The sequence below is a fragment of the Paenibacillus sp. 37 genome (assembly GCF_008386395.1).
Taxonomy (GTDB): domain Bacteria; phylum Bacillota; class Bacilli; order Paenibacillales; family Paenibacillaceae; genus Paenibacillus; species Paenibacillus amylolyticus_B.
This window is the reverse complement of sequence record NZ_CP043761.1, coordinates 949700-974253: the sequence shown is the minus strand read 5'-3', so window position 1 is coordinate 974253 and position 24554 is coordinate 949700. Positions and strand designations below refer to the sequence as shown.

Genomic DNA, 24554 nt, shown 5'->3' with positions numbered 1-24554 from the left:
GAAAGTCCCATCCAACCTTTCAACAAGATTTCCACTTCCGTTTCATTATTCGGTAATGTTCGAACAAAATGAAAAGCCCCGTGATCGATACAAAGGATCTGCATCTGACCGCGGGACCGGATTTACGTGAATGTTTCCAAAATTCAGTGCTCATGGATCTTGACTATCCTGGGATGAATTGGAACACCTTAGCTGTTGACTACCTTTCCGAATTGCTCTGCCTGTTCTGTCATCTTCCGACTCAATCTTGCTCTTAGTCCGCTCATCCACTCCGGCTCATGTGACCACTGCTCTGCAACAGATCGAAGCATACGCAAATAGCCGTACAAGTTGGCGAAACGGCGACAAGCGGGGAACATACTCTCCAGATCATAACGTTCTCCTGTCTCGGACCAGTATCCGTTCAGGAACAATTGTTTCTTCTGCTCCCATTGTTCAGGCTCGATCTCCTCACGTAAACTATCCAGACTCTGTTCCACGTCCATTGCGTACCAGTGATACATCGAGTCATCAAAATCAATGGCGTAACAAGACTGGCTATCTTCGTCATAGAAGACATTATCCAATTCAAAATCGTAGTGGATGAGACCGAAATTTTGCCGGGTCATCGGTAAAGTCGCAAAATACGTTCGAAGAAACTCCACCTCATTCAAAGCAGCCGTTTCACCAGGAAAACCCTTCAGGATCTCCTGCATCCAATCCAAAACATCCGTATAGGTCCAGCGTTTCTCCTTTTGCTCAGGCATGAATATACGTGATAAATGATGCAGCTCACCCAACGCCTGACCATAGCTGTACAGGATGGAGTCATTCAAATCAATACTTCCTAACTGTGATCCGGGGACTCGCTTGAATACGGAAGCATAGTACGTTCCCCATGGGGTGTGAGCCTCTACAAGTTCTGTCCCTAAATGAGAAGGTACAGCCTCCATGGCTCCATAATGATTCGTTCGAAGATAACGGAGGAACTCCAGTTCAGCACTAAGGTTGATTTGATTTTTTTCCTCTACCGGGGCAAATCGAAGCAATCGGACTTCCCCCTGATCTCTAAACGGATACACCGCATTGGAGGATATGCGATAATACTGAAACATATCCAGTGACTCGGGATCATAACTCCAATTCTTTAGAATCATCTCGGCAAGGTCGTTATTTTGAAATAAATGTTTTAATGATAACATGGGCATTTCTCCTTTTTGATCATTTCGTGTGGATGGTTTATAGCCAACTCGTGCCTATTTTTGCGCGCAAAAAGCCGCAGGCTATGCCTGCGGCTTTTAAAAATTCTGAGTGTATGAGAAATTTGCACAAGCAAATAAACCTCGCATACGCCAGAAAAAATGAGCAGTTATATCCCTATATATCAGCAGATCTCAAATCGACTGGGAAACCGGAAGTGTCCCACACTGTATCTGAATGATCTGCCGGAATTATTCAGTTTATGCTAACCTTCATTGTAGTAATAGAACATACCATCTTAGACCGTCGTTTCATGACGCTCACTCCCTTCAAAAAACAGCTGTTTCCATAATAACCCATAGGCCAAATGTAAGCAATTACAAAATGACGATAATTCCATCATCTTTTACTGGACAACCATCATCCGTTCCACCGTCTCGGTGTTGTCCGTATACCACACCATCACGATGTCTTCTTCTTGAAGATCAGACACTTGAATGGACGAATTTGCACTTGGGTTGGAATTGCCCGAGCGAGGCGTTCCCATGCCTTCAGTAATAGTAACGTCATCTGTTATATTCAATTTCAATTCCATTCCGGTATCCTTCCATTCCATGCTTGGAGATGAGGTGTCCTGCATTTCAAGTAACGCCAGCGTAACTGTGTTTCCCTCCACGGAGATGATTCTACCCGTAATGTCGGCATTCATCGTCCCCTGCGTCATGTCGGGACTGCCTGTTCGATCATTCATGCCCGGGGTACCCCTTCCACCTCTTGGTGTTCCTCCGTTCATGCCCAGACCGCCACCATTTGGCTTCCCAAACCCGTTCATACCTTGCACAGAACCGGTGTTGGTAATATTCTGGGCGGTTATAACATCGCAAGCCGTCAGCATAACCATGCATCCTAGCAACAGGAATAGCGTAACCGATGTGAAATATTGTTTTTTTCGCATATGATCACCTTTTTCTCAGGGAATATTGCTCAAGGTACCTTTACGATGGAATATGAAGTCATACGTGTCTTTGAACCCCATATAGGACAGCACAACCAACAGCGGATATACCGGGTAGATGTATCTGGACTTAATCTCCCAGAGAATATAAAATCCGATGAATCCGAGAATGACCAGAATCAATGAAACTTCGTCATACCTTTTACGACGAATTCCACCTACCAACCGGATGAGGATAAAACAGTACATCAGGAAATTCATCACATATACGATCCAGAGTAATCCCGTCCGATAAGCCGAATCCCCCTGCAACAGTTCTGTTACCGCATTGGTATAACTATAGGACCCTGCGATTCCGCCTCCCCTTCCTCTTCCGGCACCGATGGAACTTTCATTGCCGATTCCGTATCGGTCCATCTGGTATGTCCCTTCGGTCCAGGTCCATATGATCTTTTTGTAATACATCTGCACCAAGTCACTCGCACTTGCTTCGGACAGCTTGCTGCCAATCTCCTGTTTGAACAATGCTGCGCTCTCGGCCTTATTGTAGTTGGCCTGCCTCTGATAGATCTGATAACTCTCCATGTTGTCCCAGAAACCAAAGCGCTCCAGATTAATCCCCATATTCAGCCACATATAGACTGGTGCAGCATTCTCTCCAACAGGTCCACTCACAGCACCGGAGGATTGAAGAACCGCATTCTGAGTCCAGGTTGGTACATTAAACAGCATACCCAGCACACCGATGGAAATGATGACTTTCTTCACTCCGATGCTTCGCATATTCAGCAAGATATATATGATAGCTGCGATTAACACGATAACGCCGATGCTTCGAAAGTAATTGCCCATCGCGAGAAAAATGGCGGCAAGGATGATTGTTTTCCAAGACTTTTCACGCACAAAACGAATGATAAAGTAAAGACAAGATGTCAGAAATGCTGTGGCAATCACATCGTTATAGATCAGGTTGTTCAGGAACAAGGCAGGCAGGTACGTTGCTGCAAAGATCAACACACCGTAATCACGTTCCGTGGATCTGTCATTCACTTGTTTATAAATAAGATAAATCATGAAAGTTGTTAATGTTGAAAACAAAATATTAAATAGTTTGATGACCAGATAGTTGTCCGGGAACAGGTACAGCAACGTCTTAAGGTACAGCACGATCGAGTAGTTAAACGGGAACATATGCAAATATCCACCCGTTTCAAACGAGGAGTAATCCTGGTCATACAGCATGTTCATGGCGAGTGAAAGAACCGTCTGTGAATCATCGGTGGGCACTCTCGGAAATACAAAAATGATGATGATCTGAATGGCCAGAGAACATAACAGCACGATCGGAATAACAACCTTCGGACTGTATTTGTTCAGTTTCAGACACAGCGCATATAACCCGACACCTGAACCAAAAAGCAAAAGAATGACCGGGAGAAAAATACTCCACTGCTGCATGCCCAAAATGGGATTGTCCCCATACAAGGCGTAGTTGTACTGGGCCCGAACCACCAAGGACGAAGCAATAAACACAGCAACAAACATGAGCAAAATAAGATAAAACGACTTATGCAACATCTTAGCCATGCGAAAACTCCTTTTCCATTACAGGATTCCGTGAGTATTATAATCGCTCTGGCTGAAAAATCGCTGAAAGGAAGTAACGCTTGCAATCGGTACTGATCGGCATGTGTATGCAGACAGAAAAGACCGTCCCTTTGATTAAGGTAACGGTCTATATGTCCATTCTTTTGAAAGTATAGGGTAGGGTATTAGCTAATTGTTGAAGATCACTTCTCGTCCTTGATAAACTCAATGATATCCTGGATGTCACAATCCAAAGCCTCACATATTCGATTCAGCGTATCAAACTTCACACCATCGGTTTCTTCATTATATAATTTGGCAATCCCATTTCTATGTAATCCGGTTAGTCGGGATAAATCAGCAATATTAATTCTTTTCTCACCCATAATACGAGATAAATGAACCTTGATCATACGAATTCTCCTCCAAACTAAAATGCACACTGTGATGTTGACAAAGGATGCCTTATTCTATCCAATACACACAAATAGACCGCCCCCGTAGCAAAGGAATGCGGTCTATTTCATCGTGCCCTTATGTTACCGAAGCCCACCGCCCTTAAAAGCGGCTATTGCTCGGAGGAGTCGTGTTACCAGCACGGCTCTCTGTGCATTTTACGTCTAATCTGCTCTTATTATACCATACTCAAATCTCCGGCGTCACATGTAAACCACGCTAGATACGATACATTTCTTTATACTCATCCACATATAAAACTTCAATACAATTCGACCAATTCAGAATCGAACCGACAAAATCCTGAATATCCAGACCCGGCATTTCATACGTCTCCGCTGTGTTCACCGAACCTGTTGCGTCCTCAATTAAGGTTACCTTAAACCCTTCGTGTTCTGCAGTAATTGCCGTAAACAGACAACAATATTCCATGTTGAATCCAACAATAAATACATGTTCTACCTGATGATCATGCAGCCAAATTTTCAGCTCCGGATTGCTGAAGGCACTTGGTTTGCTTTTCTCCATAACAGGATGCTGTCCGGTACTCATTATAATTTCCAGGTTTACAGGATCTTTATAGAACAGTGAAGAACCCTCCTGATCGTAATCTACATGTTTCATGTATATGATTGGCTCATGTTGCTGTTCAAAATCAGCGATAACCGCTTCTATCTTGCCCAATTGAGCAGTGAAATCCTTCATTGATGTGATCCCATACTGCACATCCAACACGATTAGTGCTTTGTTCATCTGCAATTCCCCTTCAGTAGACTAACAGATTTCCATCCATCATTTCCTACTTTTTGCGTTTCTTTTCCAGCGCGATCTCCACATTTTCTTTCACCCGATACTCCACAATCCGGCGGATCAGATCCTCCGGCAATGGCTGGTCCAGCGGAAACTGGACAGATCCCTTGGCCCCTTTGTATTTAGAGAGTTCCTCCTTGAATGCCAGAATCCCACTCGGAGCAGGGTAAAACCCAATATGATGCTGGTATGCGGCAAAATGAACCAGATTCCCATGCTGTGCATACGTGGGCATCTTGTAACTGATCTTCTCTTCGGCGTTCGGAGCCGACTCGCGAATAATCTGTCTTAACGCTTGTAATCTCACCTGTACATCAGGTGTAAACTCCGAGATATATTCATCTACCAGCACCGAATAATGGTTACTCTCAGCCATCTTGGACTCCTTCCACCACGGATACATCAATGGATTCGTGGTACGGGCATATTTGCTTTTATTGTACTTCAAATGGACAAGCGGAACAGCTATTTTCCTGCAACTTGGAATGTTAAATTTGATTTTTAAGTGAACTAAGCATTATAATACGTTTAAACAATTAAACATTATAACGGAGTGAGCCATGAACGAATCGATGGGTAACCAAAAAGTTATTGATATTTTCGAGAATCTAAGTCCTTATCTTCAAGGTTTGGGAGACCCCGTTCGCCAGCGAATCATATCGCTGCTCATTGATCAAGAGAGCATGAACGTATCCCAGATTGCAGAGCATATTCCCATGTCACGCCCTACGGTCTCTCATCACTTGAAAATATTGCGTCAATCCGGGCTGTTATCGGTTCAGAAAAAAGGTACGGAGATGTATTACAAACTGGAGTTCAACGATGCGATCGCAATACTCAAACAGCTCGTTCATCTCGTGGAAGTGGAATGTCAGAGCTAGCGCATACCGCGCTGGTGTACTGCATTCCTTTTCTTCACTCTATTGCGTTTAACAGTTTAAACATATAAGTACATAAACATATCAACGGAGGTATATCGAATGAATAGAAAAAGAGTTCTTATCGCTGGAGGTTATGGTGCTGTAGGTGCACAGCTTGCCCGCATTTTGCATGACAGGCATCCTGATCTGGAATTGGTATTGGGAGGTCGTTCTGCGGGTAAAGCAGCACCTTTTCCATCCAATCGTGTCCAAACCGTTGTTGTTGATACCAATGCAGACGATCCACTGATTCACGCAGGAGAGAATATATCGTTAATCATTAATGCAGTGAACGATCTGGATGATCGGCTACTGGTATCGGCAGTGCGAAGAAAAATTCCACTCATTGACGTAACACGTTGGACTGAGGTGTTCAATCAAGCGATCCGCACAGTAGAACAGGAGGAACTTCATGCCCCGGTAGTGTTGTCTTCCGGGTGGATGGCAGGAACGGCTTCTCTATTTGCCATGATACTTTCTAACTCGCTGCAACATGTCGAAGTAAACATTCATGCCCTGTGGTCGCTGCGGGATAAGGCCGGGCCTGACTCAGCAGCTTTTATGGATCGGATGAGTATTCCCTTTCAGGTGACCGAATCCAACATGAACCGGCTTGTCTATCCCATGACAGATCCGGTTAAAGTACATTTTCCGAACGGGTACACGACCCCATGTTACAGATTGGATACACCTGATCACGTTACTTTGCCTCATACCAGCCATATCGATTCCGCCAGTTTCCGTATTTCATTCGATAGTAAAGTATCTACCTATGCACTCGCCGGATTGGTCAAAACCGGAGTGTGGAAGATGATCAGTGGTGAACGTTTCCAGCCATTCCGGCGGAAATTGCTCTATAATCCGGGAACCGGGAGTGCACATCACCTGGTCATTCAATTGAAAGGGCTGGATGCAAAAGGAAACGACGTTAAACGAACGATGACAGTCTCTGACCCACTCGGTCAAACTCATATGACTGCACTCGGCGCTGCGGTGCAAGCCGAGAAGATACTGATGATGCCAACGGACAAGCCTATGGCTCCAGGCATCTATTATCCTGAGCATCTGTTCGATGACCGAATGGACATGGATGCGGTTACTCATTTTTTCAAACAATACGGCGTTCAATTATCTTATTCCTAATATCCAGACACAACAAAAATCCGCGAAGCCGCTCACTGCAAACAGTGGGACCTTCGCGGATTATACGAATTATAATAGAAGGGTATGGCGCGTCCAAGTGAAGGCTTAAGCTTGTTATTATAGTGTCATGGCCCGACCATTTCGCATCAGATAATCTTCTTTTGTTTTGTAATCCGGCATGATACTGCCAATCCGCCGCCAGAAGGAGCGATCATGATTCATGTGGTGAATATGGCAAAGTTCATGAATAATGACATAATCGATCACTTCCAATGGTGCCATCGCCAGGCGATAATTGAACGTAAGTTTTTTGTCCCAGCTGCAACTGCCCCACTTGGTGGGTGAATCTACGATCTCTACTGACTTCGGCTTCACCTTCAACTCCTGCTGATAACGACCAATGCGCTCCCCAATCATGCGTTTACACTCGGCAAAATAAAACTTCTTCAGATTCGCTCGCAGCTCTTCTTCTGTAAGCCCCTCTACAGGAATTAATTCATGTAATGCGTGTTCCTTGCCAAAAAGCAAAAACTTCCCTTTGCCTTCGTCTTCGTATTCCTTGGCTTGAGGACCATCGAGCGCCCGCTGCATCAGAGCGGATTTCTTCAAAATTACATCTCCATGCTGCTCCACAAGTTGCCGGATCATGTCTTCACTGGTACCATTGGGTGCTTTGATGGTTACCATATAAGGCAAGTCCATCGTGATGGACACTTTCTTGCGTTTGCCGTATTGGATATGACAGTTAATGCTGTGATTATTTAATTCTATCGTTAACATAACGCGCTCCGCTTCTGAAATTATTCATTCAATCAAATTGTATACCATCTCCGGCTATAATGCATACTGTTCGACGATATATATGTTCGTATTGTATTTTTATACATTATTATGTATTATTATTTAATTATAAAATCGGAGGTTGGATATGACGCATACCATAGATTCAGAATACAAAACCATTGAAGAACTATCCCTTAATCACTGGCAACCCTTGTCCACCTTATTATATGACGGTTGGGTACTCCGTTTTGCCAAAGGATATACCAAGCGTGCAAACTCCGTTCAACCTATCCATTACTCCACTCTGGATGTGCATGAAAAGATTGATGAATGTGAGCGCATCTATGCCTCCAATCAGTTAAATACCATATTCAAAATCACACCGTTTATTCAGCCGGATCATCTCGACCAGCTTTTGCAAGAAAAAGGGTATGGCGTTGTCGATCTGACCCATATCCAGACTCGGAGTCTAGATGATATAAAAGAACCTGTACACCAAGCTGTACAGATCGACGAACAGTTGACCACAGCGTGGCTGGATCACTTTTGCCGACTGAACAAGGTGAATGATCTGCAACGGAAAACGACGGAATTAATGTTGGACAATATCCGAACAAAGGTAGGTTTCATCTCGCTGTTGATTGACGGGCAGGTCGTCGCTTGCGGGTTTGGTGTCATCGAACGTGGCTATATTGGATTGTATGATATCATTACAGACGCTAATTTCCGGAATCAGGGACTTGCTGAACAGATGATCTTGCATCTATTGCATTGGGCAAAAAAACAAGGCGCTACCTCCAGTTATCTGCAAGTTGTTGCGAATAATGCACCTGCGTTAAAGCTCTACGCCAAGCTTGGTTATTCGGAAATATATAGCTACTGGTACAGAGTCAAAGAATAGAGTGTTTGCTAATCAAGCTTTGCTTGTGAATTCTTTTATCATATTCAGTCTGACAAACAGATTAATTCAAAACAACATCTTGAAAGCAAAAACTGCCCTCCTTCTATAAAGGAAAGGCAGTTTTTAATTTTTCTTAGTGATTGTCCAAAACTCTTCACACCGTTTATCACCTACTCCGTACTCTTTCTACAAAGGCAGCTTCACCAGCACCTCATAATTCACGCCAGCTTGGATATTCTTGATGATGTCACCTTCGATCCGTTCACCGTCAACATGCACTTCAATCGCCTGGACAGTTGCATCCTTCTTCATGTTTACATGCAGCTCAGCTCCGCGGAACAAACGCGTGACCGATGCCTCGTTCCAATCTTCTGGCAACTGCGGGCGAACCTGAAGCCCTTGCGCGTGACCCTGCAAGCCAAACAATCCGTCGATCAGGCAGCGATACACCCAAGGTACCGTGCCGGTGTTGAACAGATGACTGGAGCGCCCAGCTGTACGTGGGAATTGACGATAGGCTCCGCGATAATAATTCGGGATAAATACAGGCAGTTGACCCCGCTGGAGGATATCCTCGGCATCGGGGCCAGGAATCATTTTACGCAGCAAACGATACGCCTTCTCCTTCTCGCCCACCAGATACAACGCATAGATATAAAAAGCCGCCGCATGGTTGTACACGGCTCCATTCTCTGCACTTCCCGGATGTTTCTGCGTGACACGGCCTACATCTTCCCGCATCGCTGTGAAAGACGGCGCGAGCTTCTCGACACCATATGGCGTCTCTAATTGCTCTTCTACCGCACGGATTAACTTCTCCTGTTTCTCCTGATCCGCAGCACCGCTCATAAGTGCCCAGCTCTGAGGATTGATATAGATGCGTCCTTCCACGTCTTTGCTTACACCAAACACTACGTTATCATCCGTAATTCCGCGGGCATACCAGTCCCCATCCCACAGGTACTCATTCGCTACCGCATTCGTCTGATTCGCTTCCTGACGGAATTCCGCTGCGACCTCGGCATACCCTGCCTGTTCAGCAAGATCTGCCCAAACATTAAAAGCATATGCCGTCGCAATGGTCAGCCAGCCGGATACGCCTTTGCCTTTGTATCCCACCATGTTCATCGGATCACACCAGTCACCCTGATTGATATAGTTCAACCCACGCGCATCCCTCTCATGGATCAACCAACGCATCGCGAGATTCATATGTTCCAGTACGGAAAGCTTCTGTTCACTGTCTGTAAAAGCAACCTGTTCCTCCAGAATGCTATAGTCATTGGTTTCATCCAGATAAGTCTTCATACAGACCGGAAGCCAGATACAGTGATCGGTATGAGGAATCTGGTTAATATATTTCAATTCTGCATCCGGGTGCAAAATAATGCCGTCCGGCATGGCGCCGCTAATATGCTGTTGTGACAATGCAGTCAGGAACGCAGCCCGCGCAACCTGCGGTTGAATGTAACTCATCCCCATATTATCCTGCAGATAATTCCGGGTCTGGGGATCGGTCGATAGACGGTTTGTTTTCCCGTGATAATACATCTGACGAGGCAGCCAGTGATTCACGACATTATCCAGCCAGCCATCCGATGTCTCAATCTGGATGTTCCCTTGCCCTTCCGCAATATAATTCGCATACTCCTGCTCGGCAGCCGTAAAACCATCCTGTCCTTCCTCATTCTGCTTCACAAAATAATGCTGACGGATTCCCTCAATCTCTGCCTCATCATGAGCCGGGCCAAAGATAAATCGGTAGGCCTGCTCAGCACCAGCTTCCAGATCTACTCTGTATTGCAATACGGTCACAGGTGTCTCATATCGCGCATCTCCACCAGCGAGTGTCTCCGACTGAAGTCCAGAAGGTTGATGAAGTCCGCCTTCGCCTTCAAAGCTCTCTTGATTCACTTCCCATGCGATCGGTTGATGATCTGCAAGCAGATAGGTTTTGTCACTATAGTTTTTGATTTTGCTATAGTCCTGATATTTCTGATACGGCGTAACCGCCGAGCAGACAATGCCCTGTAACTCTTCCACATAGGAACCGGACTGGTTCATCCATGACATATAACCGACTGTATAATACGGGTAGATACTCAGCTTGCGTTTTCTCGAAGACAGATTGGTTACCTTCACACGCCACAGCTCCATAACATCTTCCTTCGGCAGGCGCAGGGACATCTCGACACATATGTCGTCCTGAATCACTTTCCAGTGAATATCATGTTTGCCTACAGCGAACGTATAACTATCCGCCTGCTTGCGAACCGGTTCATACGGGGCTGAGAAGATTTCGCCACTGACTTCATCTTTAATGTAGACAAACCGTCCCGGATGGTGGGCATAGTATGGCTGCTCCGGTTGCATAAATGTCTTCGCTTCCAGGTTGGGCGCGTATGAGTATTTGGCAGGTTCGGGCTGCATGAATTGGGCCACCGCGTACCCCCGGCAATTCACATGAATCATCATCTTCTCATTCCAAAGAAATCCGGATGCCTTCGGTAAACTTGTCGGGCTTGTTAGTTCAACATACTGATTATCTTCCGTTGCTTTAATCATCACTGAACCTCGCTTTCAGATTATGAAGTCAAAAGGCAGAAAACGTTTTAGGTAACTTGTATACAACTTGGTTCATTATAACACGGGAACGCTTACAGAAAATCAAAAACTAAAAAAGAGCTGAAAAAATCAGCTCCGATTCCGTTCCAATTGTTTCTCGATGCCCAATCTGTCGATCTGAATCCAATATTCTGCAATGCGTTCGTTTGCCACCCGGTATACCGCGCTCGCAATTTCGATCACTGGTAAGTTGCTTGGTGTATATCCGTCCACGTCTCCGACATGGGTACCCGTTTGTCTCCAGCGCACGTAGACTTTATCCCCTTGCGTCAGCAACTCCTGGATTTCAAGTGAAAACTCCCCGTAAGCTTCGATCATCTCCCGCACATGATCCGCATAATCGGAAGGCGTTCGGGTCACCGTGACTTCTTCTTCAGATATCACTTGATGGGCCAGTACCTGTTCTGCCATCACGCTGCTTGCATAATCCGGATTCCGACCTGATCGGACCTCTTCAAAAAAGGATCTGACAATCTGTTCTACTGTCATCTGAGCCACTCCAGTCTATTCAAAATATCCGATTATATATAAATATGTAGTAATTCTTGTATTTTAACATGGAACACACGCTACGGAATTACATCTGTTCTATTGTTCTACAGGACTTAAAACCTACCCTCTCACCTTGACAATGCGTCAATATGACCATAAACTAGCAAAGGATGTCAGGAATTTAATAGGAGGTTTAGCCGTTAAGAGGATTGAGTATGGGTTTTAACCAAATCTGATAATCTTTCGGTGTGTAGAACGTAGCTATTTGAACAACTCAGAAAAACAAGAAAGCGGTGTATCATGAAACGTCTATTTTTTATTATGTTTGCGCTCACCCTGTTACTGGCTGGATGCCAGAGTACTGAGCAGGAAAGCAGTCCGTCCGAGAATAATCCTACAGAAGTCGTAGAAGGTTCTACCATTTTAAGTTTGAAGCAGAAATACGGCTCCGAATCGGAACAAGCGATTATGCCGATGTACAACGTAGCTCAGGATGAAGAATTTACGTTCAAGTTTAAAGCAGATTTACGTAAAAGTAACCTGCGAGCTAGTGACATTATTAGTGTACATACCGATATTAAAGCACTCAAAGCAAGCGATGTATATGCCATTCCAGAAACAAACGACAATAGTGTTTCTATTAAACCTCTTGGATGGGGCGTTTTAAGTTCAGATTCCATGATGAACAAGGATCAAAGTTCTTGGGGCGGTGCCCCCATTTATTACATTCGTCTGAATTATGATCCGGATGCTGAGAAGCTAACACTACTCGATCAGCCCATCATTATTCCGTTTACAGTGAAATCGGAGTTACCCGTACCTAACCTAAGATACGAAATTGACAAAGATAGACGGTTCAAGTTGGTCTGGGACAAGGTTGAAGGTGCCACTGAATATAAAATTTATAAACGTTCTGACCTAACCAACTTCGAAACCAATGTACCTCTAACTGGCGCAGAGGACGCTTTCAGTAATAGTCTGCCTTTAGATATTGCGGTAACGACAGAGACGTCTTTCAATGATTTTTTGAGAGACGGAAAAGGCGGGCTAGGCACTTATAATGAAATGATAACTACCACTCAGAACCATGGTATACGAGGAGAATATTATGTCACTGCAATCGGCGGAGGCAAAGAATCCAATTTTAGCAGAGGTGTCCCTACAGCTCCGCTTGCTTCCCAGTTACCAACATCTCTGAAAGAACAATTGTATAGGGAGAAATTAAAGAATATAGATGTACTTCCTCAGAAAGCAACAGTTGAGTACAATGACGGCTCTCTAGCTCGTGAAACCATTGTCTATGATACCAAAAGCGTAGAAATTTCAGAGTTCAATGAGACGAATATTCCTTTTCACGTTAAAGGAACAGCTTTGAAAAGTTACGTACGCGTAGAAAATGTGACCCAAGCAGACCTGGACAGACTTGCTCAGCAAACCGTAGCCGATTCCAGCAACGGACTGGTGGAACCAAAGAATGACACACCTTACGTTCCTGCACCTGATGTGCCAACGATTATCAACAATCATGATGCACCTGAGTCTGCAACGGAAACAAAAGAAGCACCGGCTTCGGAAACTTCAACTCCAGAGTCTACAACCGATACTGGAACGTCAGAAGATGCAACTGATCCTCTATCTACTGAGGCTTCCGATGATACTTCTGATACTTCTTCAGATATAGCTTCTGAGGAAACTTCGAACGAAGCACCTGCTCCAGCTCCTGAAGCTGTAGAAGACAACCTGGTAGATGAACAGAAATCCAATACACAGCAAAATGTAGAACAAGGTAATCAGGAAACTGTGCCTCAGCCTGCTACAGGCGATGCAATGATCAATGCAGATTCTGCATTGGAAGAAGTTTTAGCCAAAAACATGATTGCGGCACAAGATAATATTTCGTTAAAAGCTTTCCCCGAAGCTCAAAATTTCACGACACTCTCGGATGTTGTCCTGAAAGTGATGTACCAGAATCCATTGATTCTTGGTGTGGAAGGTTTCGAATACAACTATGGTACGCTTACCCTTTCCATTCATTACAATGAATCGGCTAGTGGTATCCAGAAGAAACAGGATGAGATTATTGCCAAAGCGAACGAAGTCGTGGCTTCTATCATTAAAGATGGTATGAACGAAGACGAGAAACGAAAAGCCATCTACGATTATCTGAACGATAACGCGAAGTATGATGATGCAGCACTGGAGAGTGCGGAACAGAACAACTTTAAAAATGTCGATCCGCAATTCAATGACTCGTTTACCACATACGGTATTCTGGTCAAAGGTGTTGGGGTATGTGCCAGCTATGCTTCCGTTTACAAATTGCTCTCGGATCTCTCGGGACTGGAAAGCATCGTTGTAACGGGCGCTTCCAGCGGCGTCCCACATGCATGGAACAAGGTCAAAATCGGGAACGAATGGTTCCATGTCGATGCCACCAACAACCTGACGAACTCCGGCATCCCATACTTCCTGTACAATGCCAACGATGAGACTGCTGCAAGTCAGAAAACGATAGCGGATCAAGATTATTGGCTTGATTCCGAGCTCGCGATGTTTAATGGCGAGAGCGATGCCAATGATTATTATGTACAGAATGATCTTGAAGTCGCATCTATTAATGAGTACAAAACCAAGGCTGAGAGTGAACTTAAAAAAGGAGAGAACCGGGTTATTCTCCGCTTTGCCTCACCTGTTGACTCTGATGAGTTGATGACAGCTGCCGGTGAAGCCCTCGCTGCGGTCGATGAAGCCCTTCTGAATACAGCACAATTAGCCACGCTTGGCAGTTATGCCATTCTGGACCCGAAACCAGAACAGAAGTAAATTTATTATTACACAAAAATCCCCTTTGCTTTACTACAAGCAAAGGGGATTTTTGGTCTGTTATTGGATGGCTTCAAACCAGTGATTCAACCTGTTGCAATCTGGTAATAAAAGAAGAAATAAAAGCTTTCTCTTTTATGAGATTCTCTTGCAATCTCTCACTTATTTTACTAAGTGTACTTGCATCACGCGTTATATTGTATTTCAGAACTATATTTCTCAATTTAAAGTAGTCCTGTTTCAGAACAGTGCTTAATTCCATAAAGGCTGTATCTGGCTTAATGATTGATTTCTCCATTAAATAAGATAAACGTAACTCCATTAGTAGCTTATGTTCATACATAAGATGAAAGACTCGTGAATCCAATGCTTCTCCAACTAGGGCTGCCTGCTCAATGTCGGTAAAGATGCGTTGAATGGCTTGCATTCCAAAATCGTATTTCTGATCTCTCACCAAGTCATATGTCTCGCTTGAGTTAAGATAGTTTTCCATCGCCGTTATAATCTGCTCCACATGAATTGCATAGTTAATATTCTGGATAGGCTTGAGAAATCTCACTTCTGTCCAAAAACTGTACTCATTAGACATGGTCCAGTAGCCTTTCTCAAGTTCATCCAGACTACATACGGTTTGTATGAATTTACCATCATCTAGATTATCAGCAATGTATATCACATTTTGATCCAGGTCATACCCGTACACCAATAATTCGTGCATGAGATGTTCTTTTTGATAAAAGTCTGTACACGCAAGGTAGTATCTATCTGCATAAATATATAGATAATACCCCATATCTATCGCTTCCGTAATCACTTGCTTAAGTGATGTTCCCCATTTGCTAATCACAATTTCTTGTGGCAGGTTGTAAAAGGAAATTCCCGGACAGGTACTTAGCAAAAACTGATGAGAATCAAACGAAAAAATTCCCCATCCATGTGCATACCTGATTTGTATAAAGTTATTGAAAATCCATGGCCATAAATCTTCGTGCATAACGGATGTTAATGTCCCATATGATGTGTACGTGCTTATGACAGGGTCACCTAGTTTAAGTACATTCTTGGCCATTACAGAATTCCTCCTTCGATTCCTAGGCATAGTGTATTCATCTGAACAGATTCATTGTATAAGCAACGCACTCTCAAATCTGGGAGCGAAGATCATGTTCTTGAATATATTACCATGTACCTTTCCTGATTTATATAAGAACGCTTTCATACATAAAAATATTTTATTTCTCTCATCTTAACGACAAAAAAAGGATACCGCCCCCAATATGGAGACCGTATCCTCTGATACCCTGATCGAATTACTAAGACTATTTACGGACTAACCGTACCACCATTTGCATTCAGTGTCTCGCCGCTCACATAGCTGGATTCCTGGCTTGCCAGGAACACAAATGCCGGAGCCATCTCGGCAGGTTGTCCTGCCCGACCAAGCGGTGTGTTGGAGCCAAAATCGGCCAGCTTCTCGATTGGCTGTCCACCCACGACCTGAAGCGGAGTCCATACCGGGCCCGGTGCAACAACGTTGACACGAATCCCTTTGCTACCCACCTGTTGAGCCAGCGCTTTGCTGAACGTGTTAATGGCTGCCTTCGTTGTCGCATAATCCAGCAGGATTGGCGAAGGTTTGTACGCCTGAATGGATGATGTGTTGATAATGGAGCTGCCCGGTTTCATGTGTTTCACAGCTGCTTTGCAGAGCCAGAACATGGAATAAACATTTGTTTTGAACGTCGCATCGAATTGCTCGGTAGTCAGATCCGCAATCTGCTCTACAAACTGCTGTTTGCCTGCCACGTTAGCAAGAATATCAATTCCGCCAAGCTCTTTTACCGCAGATTCAATGAGTTCTTCACAGTATTTCTCATCCTTCAGGTCACCTGGCATCGTAATTGCTTTGCGACCGGCTTCCTCAATCAGCTTCACAACTTCCTGCGCATCTGCTTCCTCTTCCGGCAGATAGGCCAGAACGACATCTGCACCTTCACGTGCAAACGCAATCGCTGCCGCCCGGCCAATTCCGCTGTCGGCCCCGGTAACAACTGCTTTGCGTCCCGTTAAACGTCCGCTGCCTTTATAACTTTTCTCACCCGCATCGGGGACAGGGGTCATCTCACGCTGGAGCCCCGGCTCATCCTGTTGCTGTTTCCACTCCGTTGTAGCCTTCGGATATTGTGTCGTTGGGTCTTGCATGGTGTGCTGGTCTTGATTAGCCATGTTCAATTCCTCCTTGGTTATTTATATTGATCAGTACGATCACAGAAGTTGTTTTCTTAAATGTTGCACTCTTTCCTTTGTAACCGAGTTGGGCGTTATTTAAACTAAGCTAACCAGATTCCCTGACAACCGTCTAAAATTGAATCTCCTGAGATTTGAGAGTTTATAATCAAGCATGGATTCTCAGATAAAAAAATGCACTCCCTGAATGACGCTGAATCACCCTCAGGTTCTCCAATCATTTCAAGGAATGCATGGTTGATATTACGATTTAAGTTGACTTTTGAATATTAGACTAGCGATCTTCGCCGCCATCTACCCGTTGTCTTTTTCCGATGCCAAATGCGAAATATCCAGCCACCACGATGGCCATAAACGTAGCTCCAACTATCAGAGGCAAGCGCGTATCCGGGTTAAACGCCATACCGATAATGACGAGAATCAGATACACGATGATAATGTAATTGCTGATCGGGAACCATTTGGACTTGAAGTTATGATCTGCCATCTCGTTGTCCCAACGCTTTCTGAATCGGAACTGGCTGAACGCCAGCGCGAACCATGGAACCATACCCGGAAGAACACTTGCACTGTAGATGTACAGGAACAGCTTGGAGTCCGGCATCAGGTAGTTCAGCACAACCCCAATCAACAGCAAGGAGATTGTAATGACGATACTGTTGCGGGGAACCCCGCCCTTGGACAGCTTTTTGAAAAATGCAGGTGCCTGCCCATTCTCAGCCAGCGTGTATAACATCCGTCCTGCACTGTAGATCCCGCTGTTGCATCCAGACATGGCCGCCGTGAGTACCACAAAGTTAATGATCCCCGCTGCAGCAACAATACCAACCTTGGCAAAGGTGAGCACAAACGGGCTACCCGTCTCGCCTACCTCGTTCCAAGGGTACAGGGTTACGATAACAAATATAGCTCCAACGTAGAAAATAAGAATACGCCACACGATATTTTTGATCGCTTTACGCAAGGTGTATTTTGGATTCTCCGCTTCGCCTGCTGTAATGCCGACCATCTCCACCCCTTGATACGCAGCTGTTACGATACACAGTGCAAATAGGAAACCTTTGATGCCTCCAGGGAAGAATCCGCCATGACTGAACAGATTCGACAGCCCGATTGGCTGTCCTCCGTTCCCCCAGCCGAAGAAGATGAGCCCGGTTCCAATAACGATCATGGCTACAATAGCCGTCACCTTGATCATCGCAAACCAGAATTCAAATTCCCCATAGAACTTCACCGCCGCCAGATTTGCCGCCGCAATAATCAGCACCCCAGTAAGTGCCGGCAGCCACTGCGGAATATCCGGGAACCAATACCCGACATAGATGCCAATAGCCGTAACTTCCGCCATACCCACCGTAACCCACAGGAACCAATAACTCCAGGCGGTCAGAAATCCGGCAAGCGGACTAATATATTTGTGAGCAAATGTTGCAAACGAACCCGTGACCGGCTCTTGAATCAACATTTCCCCCATAATGCGCATGACAAAAAAGATAACGATACCAGCCAATAAATAAGCCAGCAGCACGGATGGACCTGCCCATTTGATCGTACTTGCCGATCCCATGAACAAACCAACGCCGATTGTACCTCCGAGTGCAATCAGCTCTACATGCCGGGGCTTTAGCCCTCTAGATAGTTGCTTTGATTCCAAACGATTCTCCCCTTTTCTTGTGTACAGCTTCCTGATGTAATCTTTAATTTTCACATTCACATTAACGCAATGCAGAATTACTTCACCAAATTGTACGAGATGTGCCGCAGAAATACAACAAGGAATGTGAGGAAAGCCAGCTAAACAGGACTTTTACATGAAAAAGGTGCCTCTTCCTCATGCTCTCACCTGACATGATTAGGATAACCCCCGATGATTTATTGCAATCAGAATAATCCTGATTTTTATCCCCACTGGAATACTTATCTGAAAACTCACAAAAAAAGAGCTACCAGAAAAATATCTTTGGCAGCCCTAAATCCATTTTAGTAATCATCCGGAAGGCAGATGAACCATCACCGTTGTCCCTACGCCCACCTGACTTTTAATTTCGACAGTTCCGTGATGAAGCATCACGATTTTTTTGACGATGGCGAGGCCCAGACCGTTACCACTGATGCTACGATCACGTGACAGGTCTGTTTTATAAAACCGTTCGAAGACATAATCCAGTTGCTCCGGCACTATTCCAATGCCCGAATCGGTTATCGTAAAAAAGATTCCATCCACAGACTGGCTCGTGCGTATTTCGATACGCCCGCCCACGGGAGTAAACTTAATGCTGTTGCCTAATAAATTCATCCACACTTGGTTAAGCTGATCCTGATCTGCCCTGATTTTGATGCCATCCGCCAATTCTAAGTGAATTGGAATGCCTTTGGCTGACCATTGAGGCTCGCAAGTCACCACCACTTGCCTGATTTGCTCATCAAGATTATAGGTGGTTGTCTCGAACGGATGATGATCTGAATCCAGAGACGCAAGCTCCAGCAGATTATCACTAAGTCTGGATAGCCGTCCACTCTCCGTAATAATGATATCGAGATAATAGTTACGATCGGCCTCCGCAACCAGACTGCTGTTTTTCAAAGCCATGGCAAAACCGGAAATAGAGGTCAGAGGCGTTTGAATCTCGTGAGATACATTGGAAACAAAATCCTGTCTCATCTGTTCCAGCTGTTTAAGCTCACTCGCCATTTCATTAAAACTCTGCGTCAATGCTCCCATTTCGTCCACACGTTTTGTTTGGATCTCCACATTAAAATCACCCTTCGCCAGTCGTTTGGTTGCCCGCGTCAATACCTGGATCGGCTTTACCAAATACCTTGCAGCAATAAGGATACAAAAACTTCCGATTAACAGTGCAAACATTAACACCAATAAAATCATCCGATTAATGATATTTTCATTCTGCGGAGAATACTGCATAAACATGGCTTGTGGTTCCCCTTTGTATGGAAAAGGAAGACCTATGAACGTCTGCTCCACTTCTCCGGGAGAACGATAGACCTGACCCTGCAACACCATTTGAACCACTTCTGGTGCAATTTTAATGGTCTCTGTATGGTCTAGGTCATAAAAGGTTACGTTACCCGAAACGTCATATAGATGAATGGGATAAGTGGACACTTTAACCATACTCTTGATGAACGCATCCCTGTCCTCAGGTTGCGTTTGCTCATATAGATGAATCAGTTCCTCCCCCACAGAAATCATGTCATTCTGACCGATATGATTTATTTCTTTTTTGAAGAAGAAGATCCCCATGAAGAAAGAGGTCAGCAAGCTGAAAACAATGACGACCAGAAACGTGCAAATAATACGAACATATAAGGTTTTGATCATGTGATGACTAACCGGTAGCCCAGACTACGAGCCGTTTCAATCTGAAAATGGTGTGCATCCCCAGCGAATTTTTCACGTAGTCGCTTGATATGAACATCAACTGTCCGGTCATCCCCTTCGTAATCACTCCCCCAGATCTTGATGATTAACTGTTCCCGGGTAAAAATCTGCCCAGGTTGGTTTGCCAGCATGAACAGCAATTCAAACTCTTTTAAAGGCAAATTGATTGTTTCCTCTCCACGAATCACTTGGAAGCTGCGTCGATTCAGCACAATGCCCCCTAGTTGAATGGTCTGGGAAGAGACAATCAAGTAACGTTTCAGCAATGCTTTTACTCTCATCACAAGTTCCAGCGGATCAAAGGGCTTCGTTAAATAATCATCTGTTCCCAACTGAAATCCCTTCACTTTTTGGGCCGATTCCCCTTTTACCGTGACCATTAGCAATGGCATATTCAGATCCATACGCCGGATCTCCCTGCATAATTCCCAACCGTCCAATCGCGGCATCATAATATCAAGGATAACCAGATCGATTGGGGATTTCCCCACGATCTCCAGTGCTTTCGTACCGTCCTTAGCTACCACAATCTCGAATCCTTCATTACGCAAAAACAAGGTGATCAGCTCACGAATATGCACATCGTCATCCACAACTAGGATTTTGGTCATATCAAATGTATGCCTCCGATATCTATCTTGTTTCTTCCTCTTGGGAGGAAGTCTTCAACCAAAATGCCAACCCAGCAGGTTCCAATGATAGAAAAATAAACTCAAGATCACTGCTGCTACCGTTACAAACGTATAGTGCACACGCTTAAGTAACGTCCAATATTGGTTTTTCCATGCCAGGACGCTCATGATGAATATTGCCGCAGTCAACCCTACAAGGATCACCGGCATAAACAGATAGAGACGTAAAGATAGTGGAATATGGCTAAGCCGATCAATCAGATTCATGTTCAACACCAGAAGTGTTGCACCCAAGGTTAATAATCCCCATATAGACGTAATAGCCGACAGCCGGACTGCCCATTTTTGCGCTTTTGACATCGCTTTGATTTCGCGTCTGCGATAAACAAGTCCATGTAATACGGTGATGAACAGAACAACCGAAATGCCGAGCAAGAGGAGCCAGAACTTCGATTGGTTCATTAACGGTGTAGGTTCCAGCGGCATTGGGTTTAACATATCCAGAAACAGATACGTGACCTTGCCCCCTGCATCGGTGCGGAACCCCATCTGATGTTTCCCTCCAACCTCCTGGAATAAATTCACGCCAATCGGAGTATATACTTGCTGATCTGCACCACTTCCAATAAACAGTCGGTTATCCGAAACCTCAATATTGATTTGAGTCAGAAAACTGAAAAACTTATCGATCTTTGTGTGATTACGACGTGTAAATTGATAGGAGCCTGCATATTTTTCCAGGGACTCCCCTAATTCAATAGTAGTTTCATTAGGCTGCTTAGTTGCATGTACAGGATAGTATCGGTCAAAAAAGGCTTGCGCCAACCCTTCTGCTGCCGTTCCGCCTTCCCCTCCACTATAGGAAACAAAGATGCCCAATTTTTTGTCCGGTACAAGATAAAGCGCTGTATTAAACAGCTCATCGGCCCCTCCATGAGAGATCACACGCAGTCCATTCATATTCAACTCGTAAAAGCCCAGATCCATGGCGGGTAAACGTTCATCAAACTGGAATGCCGGAGAATGCATGAGCTTGGCTGTTTCCGGCTTGAGCATTTGTTTATCTTCATATCGCCCATCTTGAAGATGGGCAATCATGAAATGAGCCATATCGTTTGCCGACACGCTCCCTGATCCCGCAGGACGAAATCCGCCCTCATACGTTGGCCGTTTGGTTACAAACTCGCCGTTAGCTCGGGCGTATCCAAGGGCGGCATAAGGCTCCAGAGACGCTGGAACAGGCTCCTCTACCGTAGCATAATTCATGCCCAGCGTATCAAATATATTTTTCTGTATATAGTCATTGTAGGCAACACCACTGACTTCTTCGACGATAAGTCCCGCGAGTGAAGCGCCATAATTGGAATACGACAGCATCTCGCCTGGTGGCTTAACCCGTGCAGGCATATGTTTCGCCATCGTTTCAGCAATAGAGATAGGAAGTTTCCCCGGATCGGTAGTAATCTGATAACCTACTCCGCCTTCCTCGAACCCTGCGGTATGGGTCATGAGATGGCGCAACGTAATCGCTTCCTCATAGGTTTTCGGTATTTTCACCGTTTTTAGATAGGTGTTGATGTCTGTATCGAGATCAAGCTTGCCCGCCTCAACCAATTGCATCACCGCGGTCCATGTGAACAACTTTGTTGTCGAAGCAATTCGAAATAAGCTGGTTTCGGAATCAACGGGTTTATTTTCTTGGATGTTCGAATGTCCGTACCCTTTGGAGAGCAGGATCTTCCCATCCTTCACAATCGATATGACTGCGCCTGGAATCTGTAAAGATCGCATTTGCACATCCATCATCCCATCCATGAATGCCGTTAACTGATCTGAATCATCCAGATTCACTACGACTCCTTGCTCCAATTTGCCCGAGTTTAATCCCTGATTGGATACTGCTGCCGATAGTGGCATGGTCCCTAATCCAGTTGCCCCTAATATCATGCCTAACAATAACACCAGTAAAATCATTTTCCCAAAAATCTTTCTTATCAAGAATGACATGACTCGCCCCCACCACTCCGCATATTTTTAATACCTGTTCCTTGCTTTCTTTCGAGAGCATATCAAGAACTTATGAACGGAGCGTGAACCTTTTTTTCATATTTTGCCAAATTAAATTACCTTTAGTAAGATAGGAGCAGATTGAATAGGAAAAGGAGACTTTACATGCCTGACTTTTTACTGGTTTTATTTTTGTTTAATCTGTCTCTCTTTCTGCTTCACGAAATGGATGCCATCAGGCGGTCCGAATGGAAATTATTTATGGTGTTAAAAGATATGGAAGATGATAAAGCCTATAGGTATTTCACTTGGATTCACCTGCCAATGTATACCATCATCCTCTCTCTTCTTTTTAGCCCATATCAGACCATTACATTTTGGGTGCTGGATATCTTTTTCATCATACATACCGTATTACACTTCTTTTTCGAAAAACATCCTCGAAATGAATTTAAAAACGGGTTCTCCAGATCATTGATCTACCCTATGGGAATAATCGCTTTAATTCATTTGATATTCCTAATCATATAATCTGTTTACACCGACGGAATGAAGGAAGCTGGAAAGGTATTGTTGAATAACAGTGAATATGGAGGTGTGCCCGTGCAACAATCTCATGCAGAACGAGTTGAATTATTTGTTTCCAACACCCAGATCATCAAGAAGTCGTTCAAATGGCAACATGCGATGATGCAACGTCTGGCTGCCCTGCTCTATGCAGCGGAGAATAAAACAGCGGATGGGGAAGCTATTCATCAAAGCCATGAGTTGATTAAGCAAAACACAAAACTCTTCTCTGCATTCAGAGGTAATTCGGCCATTAGCATTGCTACCATGCTCTCCCTTACAACGGATGAGGACACAAAGCTGGCAGATACCCTGCATGTCTATGATTTGATGAAAGAGATCAAATTCCGCAACTCTGATTATCTGGTTATTGCCGCCTATCAGATCGCTACTCAGACATCACCTGACCAGTTTCAACCTACGGTGGAGCGGGCCAAATTATTTTATGATTGCATGAAAGCAGAGCATCGTTTCCTCACTGGACAGGATGACTACATTTTCGCTGCCATGTTAGCCCTTTCCGATCTCGAAGTAGATACCGGTGTGGCACGTATGGAACAACTTTATGGCGAATTAAAACCGGAGTTCTCTTCCAGAAACAGTGTGCAGGCGTTAACACAGGTCCTGGTTCTTGGAGAGGATGTCCCGGAGGCAGGGGCTCGAGTGATTGCCTTAAATGAAGCTTTTCGCAAAAGGAATCTTCGAATGGACAAAACGTATACGTTAGCCTCTCTCGGAATACTTTCTCTACTGCCTTCGGACAGAGAGTCATTAGTGGATGAAGTCGCGGAAACAAATGACTGGTTACGGACTCAAAAAGGCTTCGGTGCCTGGTCAATCGACAAACAGGAGTTGCTCCTGTTCTCGTCTGCTCTGGTAGCCATACAATATGTAGAGGATCTGCGCAACGGTGCTCTAACCACAACCATCTCAACCAGCATCACAAACATTATTGCCCAGCAGGCCGCCATGGCCGCAGCTGCCGCAGCATCGGCTGCTGCCGCTTCTTCATCATCATCCAACTAAT

Annotated in this window: 21 protein-coding genes; 6 read left to right on the top strand and 15 right to left on the bottom strand. The window is 44.7% G+C overall.

Annotation, left to right across the window (positions count from 1 at the left end; translation table 11 throughout):
* Positions 1-188: 188 nt before the first annotated feature.
* The 6 genes from F0220_RS04425 to F0220_RS04400 all read right to left on the bottom strand — a co-directional run bounded on the left by F0220_RS04425 (position 189) and on the right by F0220_RS04400 (position 5363).
* Positions 189-1181, bottom strand: a complete 993-nt coding sequence (locus F0220_RS04425; protein WP_105602155.1) for a phosphotransferase enzyme family protein — start codon at positions 1179-1181, stop codon at positions 189-191.
* A gap of 404 nt (positions 1182-1585) precedes the next feature.
* Positions 1586-2134, bottom strand: coding sequence for a hypothetical protein (locus tag F0220_RS04420; protein WP_146117121.1), 549 nt, complete (start codon positions 2132-2134; stop codon positions 1586-1588).
* 15 nt (positions 2135-2149) lie between these two features.
* Positions 2150-3721, bottom strand: a complete 1572-nt coding sequence (locus F0220_RS04415) for a glycosyltransferase family 39 protein (protein WP_105602151.1) — start codon at positions 3719-3721, stop codon at positions 2150-2152.
* A 203-nt stretch (positions 3722-3924) separates the two neighbouring features.
* Complete coding sequence (locus F0220_RS04410) at positions 3925-4134, bottom strand: helix-turn-helix domain-containing protein (RefSeq protein WP_036605982.1); 210 nt, start codon at positions 4132-4134, stop codon at positions 3925-3927.
* A gap of 262 nt (positions 4135-4396) precedes the next feature.
* The gene (locus F0220_RS04405; protein WP_105602150.1) at positions 4397-4930 is read right to left on the bottom strand and encodes a cysteine hydrolase family protein; all 534 of its coding nucleotides are present in this window, start codon (positions 4928-4930) and stop codon (positions 4397-4399) included.
* 46 nt (positions 4931-4976) lie between these two features.
* Positions 4977-5363 carry an iron chaperone gene (locus F0220_RS04400; RefSeq protein ID WP_105602148.1) on the bottom strand — a complete coding sequence of 129 codons (387 nt, stop codon included), beginning with the start codon at positions 5361-5363 and terminating at the stop codon, positions 4977-4979.
* Between the two features lie 184 nt (positions 5364-5547).
* Between F0220_RS04400 and F0220_RS04395 the strand changes: the two genes are divergently transcribed.
* Together F0220_RS04395 and F0220_RS04390 are read left to right on the top strand one after the other, a co-directional pair.
* Positions 5548-5868, top strand: coding sequence for an ArsR/SmtB family transcription factor (locus tag F0220_RS04395; protein WP_091019663.1), 321 nt, complete (start codon positions 5548-5550; stop codon positions 5866-5868).
* A gap of 99 nt (positions 5869-5967) precedes the next feature.
* On the top strand, positions 5968-7050 hold the full coding sequence (locus F0220_RS04390; protein WP_105602147.1) for a Rossmann-fold NAD(P)-binding domain-containing protein: 1083 nt from the start codon (positions 5968-5970) through the stop codon (positions 7048-7050).
* Positions 7051-7167: 117 nt separating this feature from the next.
* Here the strand turns inward: F0220_RS04390 and F0220_RS04385 are convergent, their stop codons facing one another.
* Positions 7168-7830 carry a M48 family metallopeptidase gene (locus F0220_RS04385; RefSeq protein ID WP_105602145.1) on the bottom strand — a complete coding sequence of 221 codons (663 nt, stop codon included), beginning with the start codon at positions 7828-7830 and terminating at the stop codon, positions 7168-7170.
* 148 nt (positions 7831-7978) lie between these two features.
* Between F0220_RS04385 and F0220_RS04380 the strand changes: the two genes are divergently transcribed.
* The gene (locus F0220_RS04380) at positions 7979-8734 is read left to right on the top strand and encodes a GNAT family N-acetyltransferase (RefSeq protein ID WP_105602143.1); all 756 of its coding nucleotides are present in this window, start codon (positions 7979-7981) and stop codon (positions 8732-8734) included.
* A gap of 186 nt (positions 8735-8920) precedes the next feature.
* Here the strand turns inward: F0220_RS04380 and F0220_RS04375 are convergent, their stop codons facing one another.
* Both F0220_RS04375 and F0220_RS04370 read right to left on the bottom strand, forming a co-directional pair.
* Complete coding sequence (locus tag F0220_RS04375; RefSeq protein WP_105602142.1) at positions 8921-11299, bottom strand: GH36-type glycosyl hydrolase domain-containing protein; 2379 nt, start codon at positions 11297-11299, stop codon at positions 8921-8923.
* Positions 11300-11428: 129 nt separating this feature from the next.
* Complete coding sequence (locus F0220_RS04370; protein WP_105602140.1) at positions 11429-11848, bottom strand: ester cyclase; 420 nt, start codon at positions 11846-11848, stop codon at positions 11429-11431.
* Positions 11849-12151: 303 nt separating this feature from the next.
* Between F0220_RS04370 and F0220_RS04365 the strand changes: the two genes are divergently transcribed.
* Positions 12152-14674 (top strand): transglutaminase domain-containing protein, encoded by a 2523-nt coding sequence (locus tag F0220_RS04365; RefSeq protein WP_105602139.1) that lies wholly within the window; start codon positions 12152-12154, stop codon positions 14672-14674.
* 73 nt (positions 14675-14747) lie between these two features.
* On the opposite strand, the gene F0220_RS04360 is transcribed toward F0220_RS04365, so the two are convergent.
* From F0220_RS04360 to F0220_RS04335, 6 genes are all read right to left on the bottom strand, one after another.
* The gene (locus F0220_RS04360; protein WP_105602137.1) at positions 14748-15743 is read right to left on the bottom strand and encodes a cysteine peptidase family C39 domain-containing protein; all 996 of its coding nucleotides are present in this window, start codon (positions 15741-15743) and stop codon (positions 14748-14750) included.
* Between the two features lie 254 nt (positions 15744-15997).
* Positions 15998-16900 carry an SDR family oxidoreductase gene (locus tag F0220_RS04355; protein WP_105602135.1) on the bottom strand — a complete coding sequence of 301 codons (903 nt, stop codon included), beginning with the start codon at positions 16898-16900 and terminating at the stop codon, positions 15998-16000.
* Between the two features lie 295 nt (positions 16901-17195).
* The gene (locus tag F0220_RS04350; RefSeq protein ID WP_105602134.1) at positions 17196-18575 is read right to left on the bottom strand and encodes an amino acid permease; all 1380 of its coding nucleotides are present in this window, start codon (positions 18573-18575) and stop codon (positions 17196-17198) included.
* A gap of 333 nt (positions 18576-18908) precedes the next feature.
* Positions 18909-20261 carry a sensor histidine kinase gene (locus F0220_RS04345; RefSeq protein WP_105602132.1) on the bottom strand — a complete coding sequence of 451 codons (1353 nt, stop codon included), beginning with the start codon at positions 20259-20261 and terminating at the stop codon, positions 18909-18911.
* Positions 20258-20932: a response regulator transcription factor gene (locus tag F0220_RS04340; RefSeq protein ID WP_105602130.1), complete on the bottom strand. Its 675-nt coding sequence runs from the start codon at positions 20930-20932 to the stop codon at positions 20258-20260. Before F0220_RS04340 ends, F0220_RS04345 begins: the two co-directional genes overlap by 4 nt.
* 54 nt (positions 20933-20986) lie before the next feature.
* Entirely contained in the window at positions 20987-22960 is a 1974-nt protein-coding gene (locus tag F0220_RS04335; RefSeq protein ID WP_105602129.1) for a serine hydrolase domain-containing protein, read from the bottom strand.
* Positions 22961-23125: 165 nt separating this feature from the next.
* Between F0220_RS04335 and F0220_RS33305 the strand changes: the two genes are divergently transcribed.
* Both F0220_RS33305 and F0220_RS04325 read left to right on the top strand, forming a co-directional pair.
* Complete coding sequence (locus F0220_RS33305; protein WP_091019691.1) at positions 23126-23491, top strand: DUF6713 family protein; 366 nt, start codon at positions 23126-23128, stop codon at positions 23489-23491.
* A gap of 42 nt (positions 23492-23533) precedes the next feature.
* Positions 23534-24553 (top strand): DUF4003 family protein, encoded by a 1020-nt coding sequence (locus tag F0220_RS04325; RefSeq protein ID WP_223199846.1) that lies wholly within the window; start codon positions 23534-23536, stop codon positions 24551-24553.
* Position 24554: the final 1 nt, after the last annotated feature.

Bases quoted from the DNA above. Each gene is read 5' to 3' on its own strand.
- F0220_RS04370 (WP_105602140.1), bottom strand. From the start codon at position 11,848: ATGACAGTAGAACAGATTGTCAGATCCTTTTTTGAAGAGGTCCGATCA.
- F0220_RS04425 (WP_105602155.1), bottom strand. From the start codon at position 1,181: ATGTTATCATTAAAACATTTATTTCAAAATAACGACCTTGCCGAGATG.
- F0220_RS04405 (WP_105602150.1), bottom strand. From the start codon at position 4,930: ATGAACAAAGCACTAATCGTGTTGGATGTGCAGTATGGGATCACATCA.
- F0220_RS04375 (WP_105602142.1), bottom strand. From the start codon at position 11,299: ATGATTAAAGCAACGGAAGATAATCAGTATGTTGAACTAACAAGCCCG.
- F0220_RS04415 (WP_105602151.1), bottom strand. From the start codon at position 3,721: ATGGCTAAGATGTTGCATAAGTCGTTTTATCTTATTTTGCTCATGTTT.
- F0220_RS04385 (WP_105602145.1), bottom strand. From the start codon at position 7,830: ATGTTAACGATAGAATTAAATAATCACAGCATTAACTGTCATATCCAA.
- F0220_RS04390 (WP_105602147.1), top strand. From the start codon at position 5,968: ATGAATAGAAAAAGAGTTCTTATCGCTGGAGGTTATGGTGCTGTAGGT.
- F0220_RS04365 (WP_105602139.1), top strand. From the start codon at position 12,152: ATGAAACGTCTATTTTTTATTATGTTTGCGCTCACCCTGTTACTGGCT.
- F0220_RS04345 (WP_105602132.1), bottom strand. From the start codon at position 20,261: ATGATCAAAACCTTATATGTTCGTATTATTTGCACGTTTCTGGTCGTC.
- F0220_RS04420 (WP_146117121.1), bottom strand. From the start codon at position 2,134: ATGCGAAAAAAACAATATTTCACATCGGTTACGCTATTCCTGTTGCTA.
- F0220_RS04400 (WP_105602148.1), bottom strand. From the start codon at position 5,363: ATGGCTGAGAGTAACCATTATTCGGTGCTGGTAGATGAATATATCTCG.
- F0220_RS04410 (WP_036605982.1), bottom strand. From the start codon at position 4,134: ATGATCAAGGTTCATTTATCTCGTATTATGGGTGAGAAAAGAATTAAT.
- F0220_RS04360 (WP_105602137.1), bottom strand. From the start codon at position 15,743: ATGGCCAAGAATGTACTTAAACTAGGTGACCCTGTCATAAGCACGTAC.
- F0220_RS04335 (WP_105602129.1), bottom strand. From the start codon at position 22,960: ATGTCATTCTTGATAAGAAAGATTTTTGGGAAAATGATTTTACTGGTG.
- F0220_RS04340 (WP_105602130.1), bottom strand. From the start codon at position 20,932: ATGACCAAAATCCTAGTTGTGGATGACGATGTGCATATTCGTGAGCTG.
- F0220_RS04380 (WP_105602143.1), top strand. From the start codon at position 7,979: ATGACGCATACCATAGATTCAGAATACAAAACCATTGAAGAACTATCC.
- F0220_RS04355 (WP_105602135.1), bottom strand. From the start codon at position 16,900: ATGGCTAATCAAGACCAGCACACCATGCAAGACCCAACGACACAATAT.
- F0220_RS33305 (WP_091019691.1), top strand. From the start codon at position 23,126: ATGCCTGACTTTTTACTGGTTTTATTTTTGTTTAATCTGTCTCTCTTT.
- F0220_RS04395 (WP_091019663.1), top strand. From the start codon at position 5,548: ATGAACGAATCGATGGGTAACCAAAAAGTTATTGATATTTTCGAGAAT.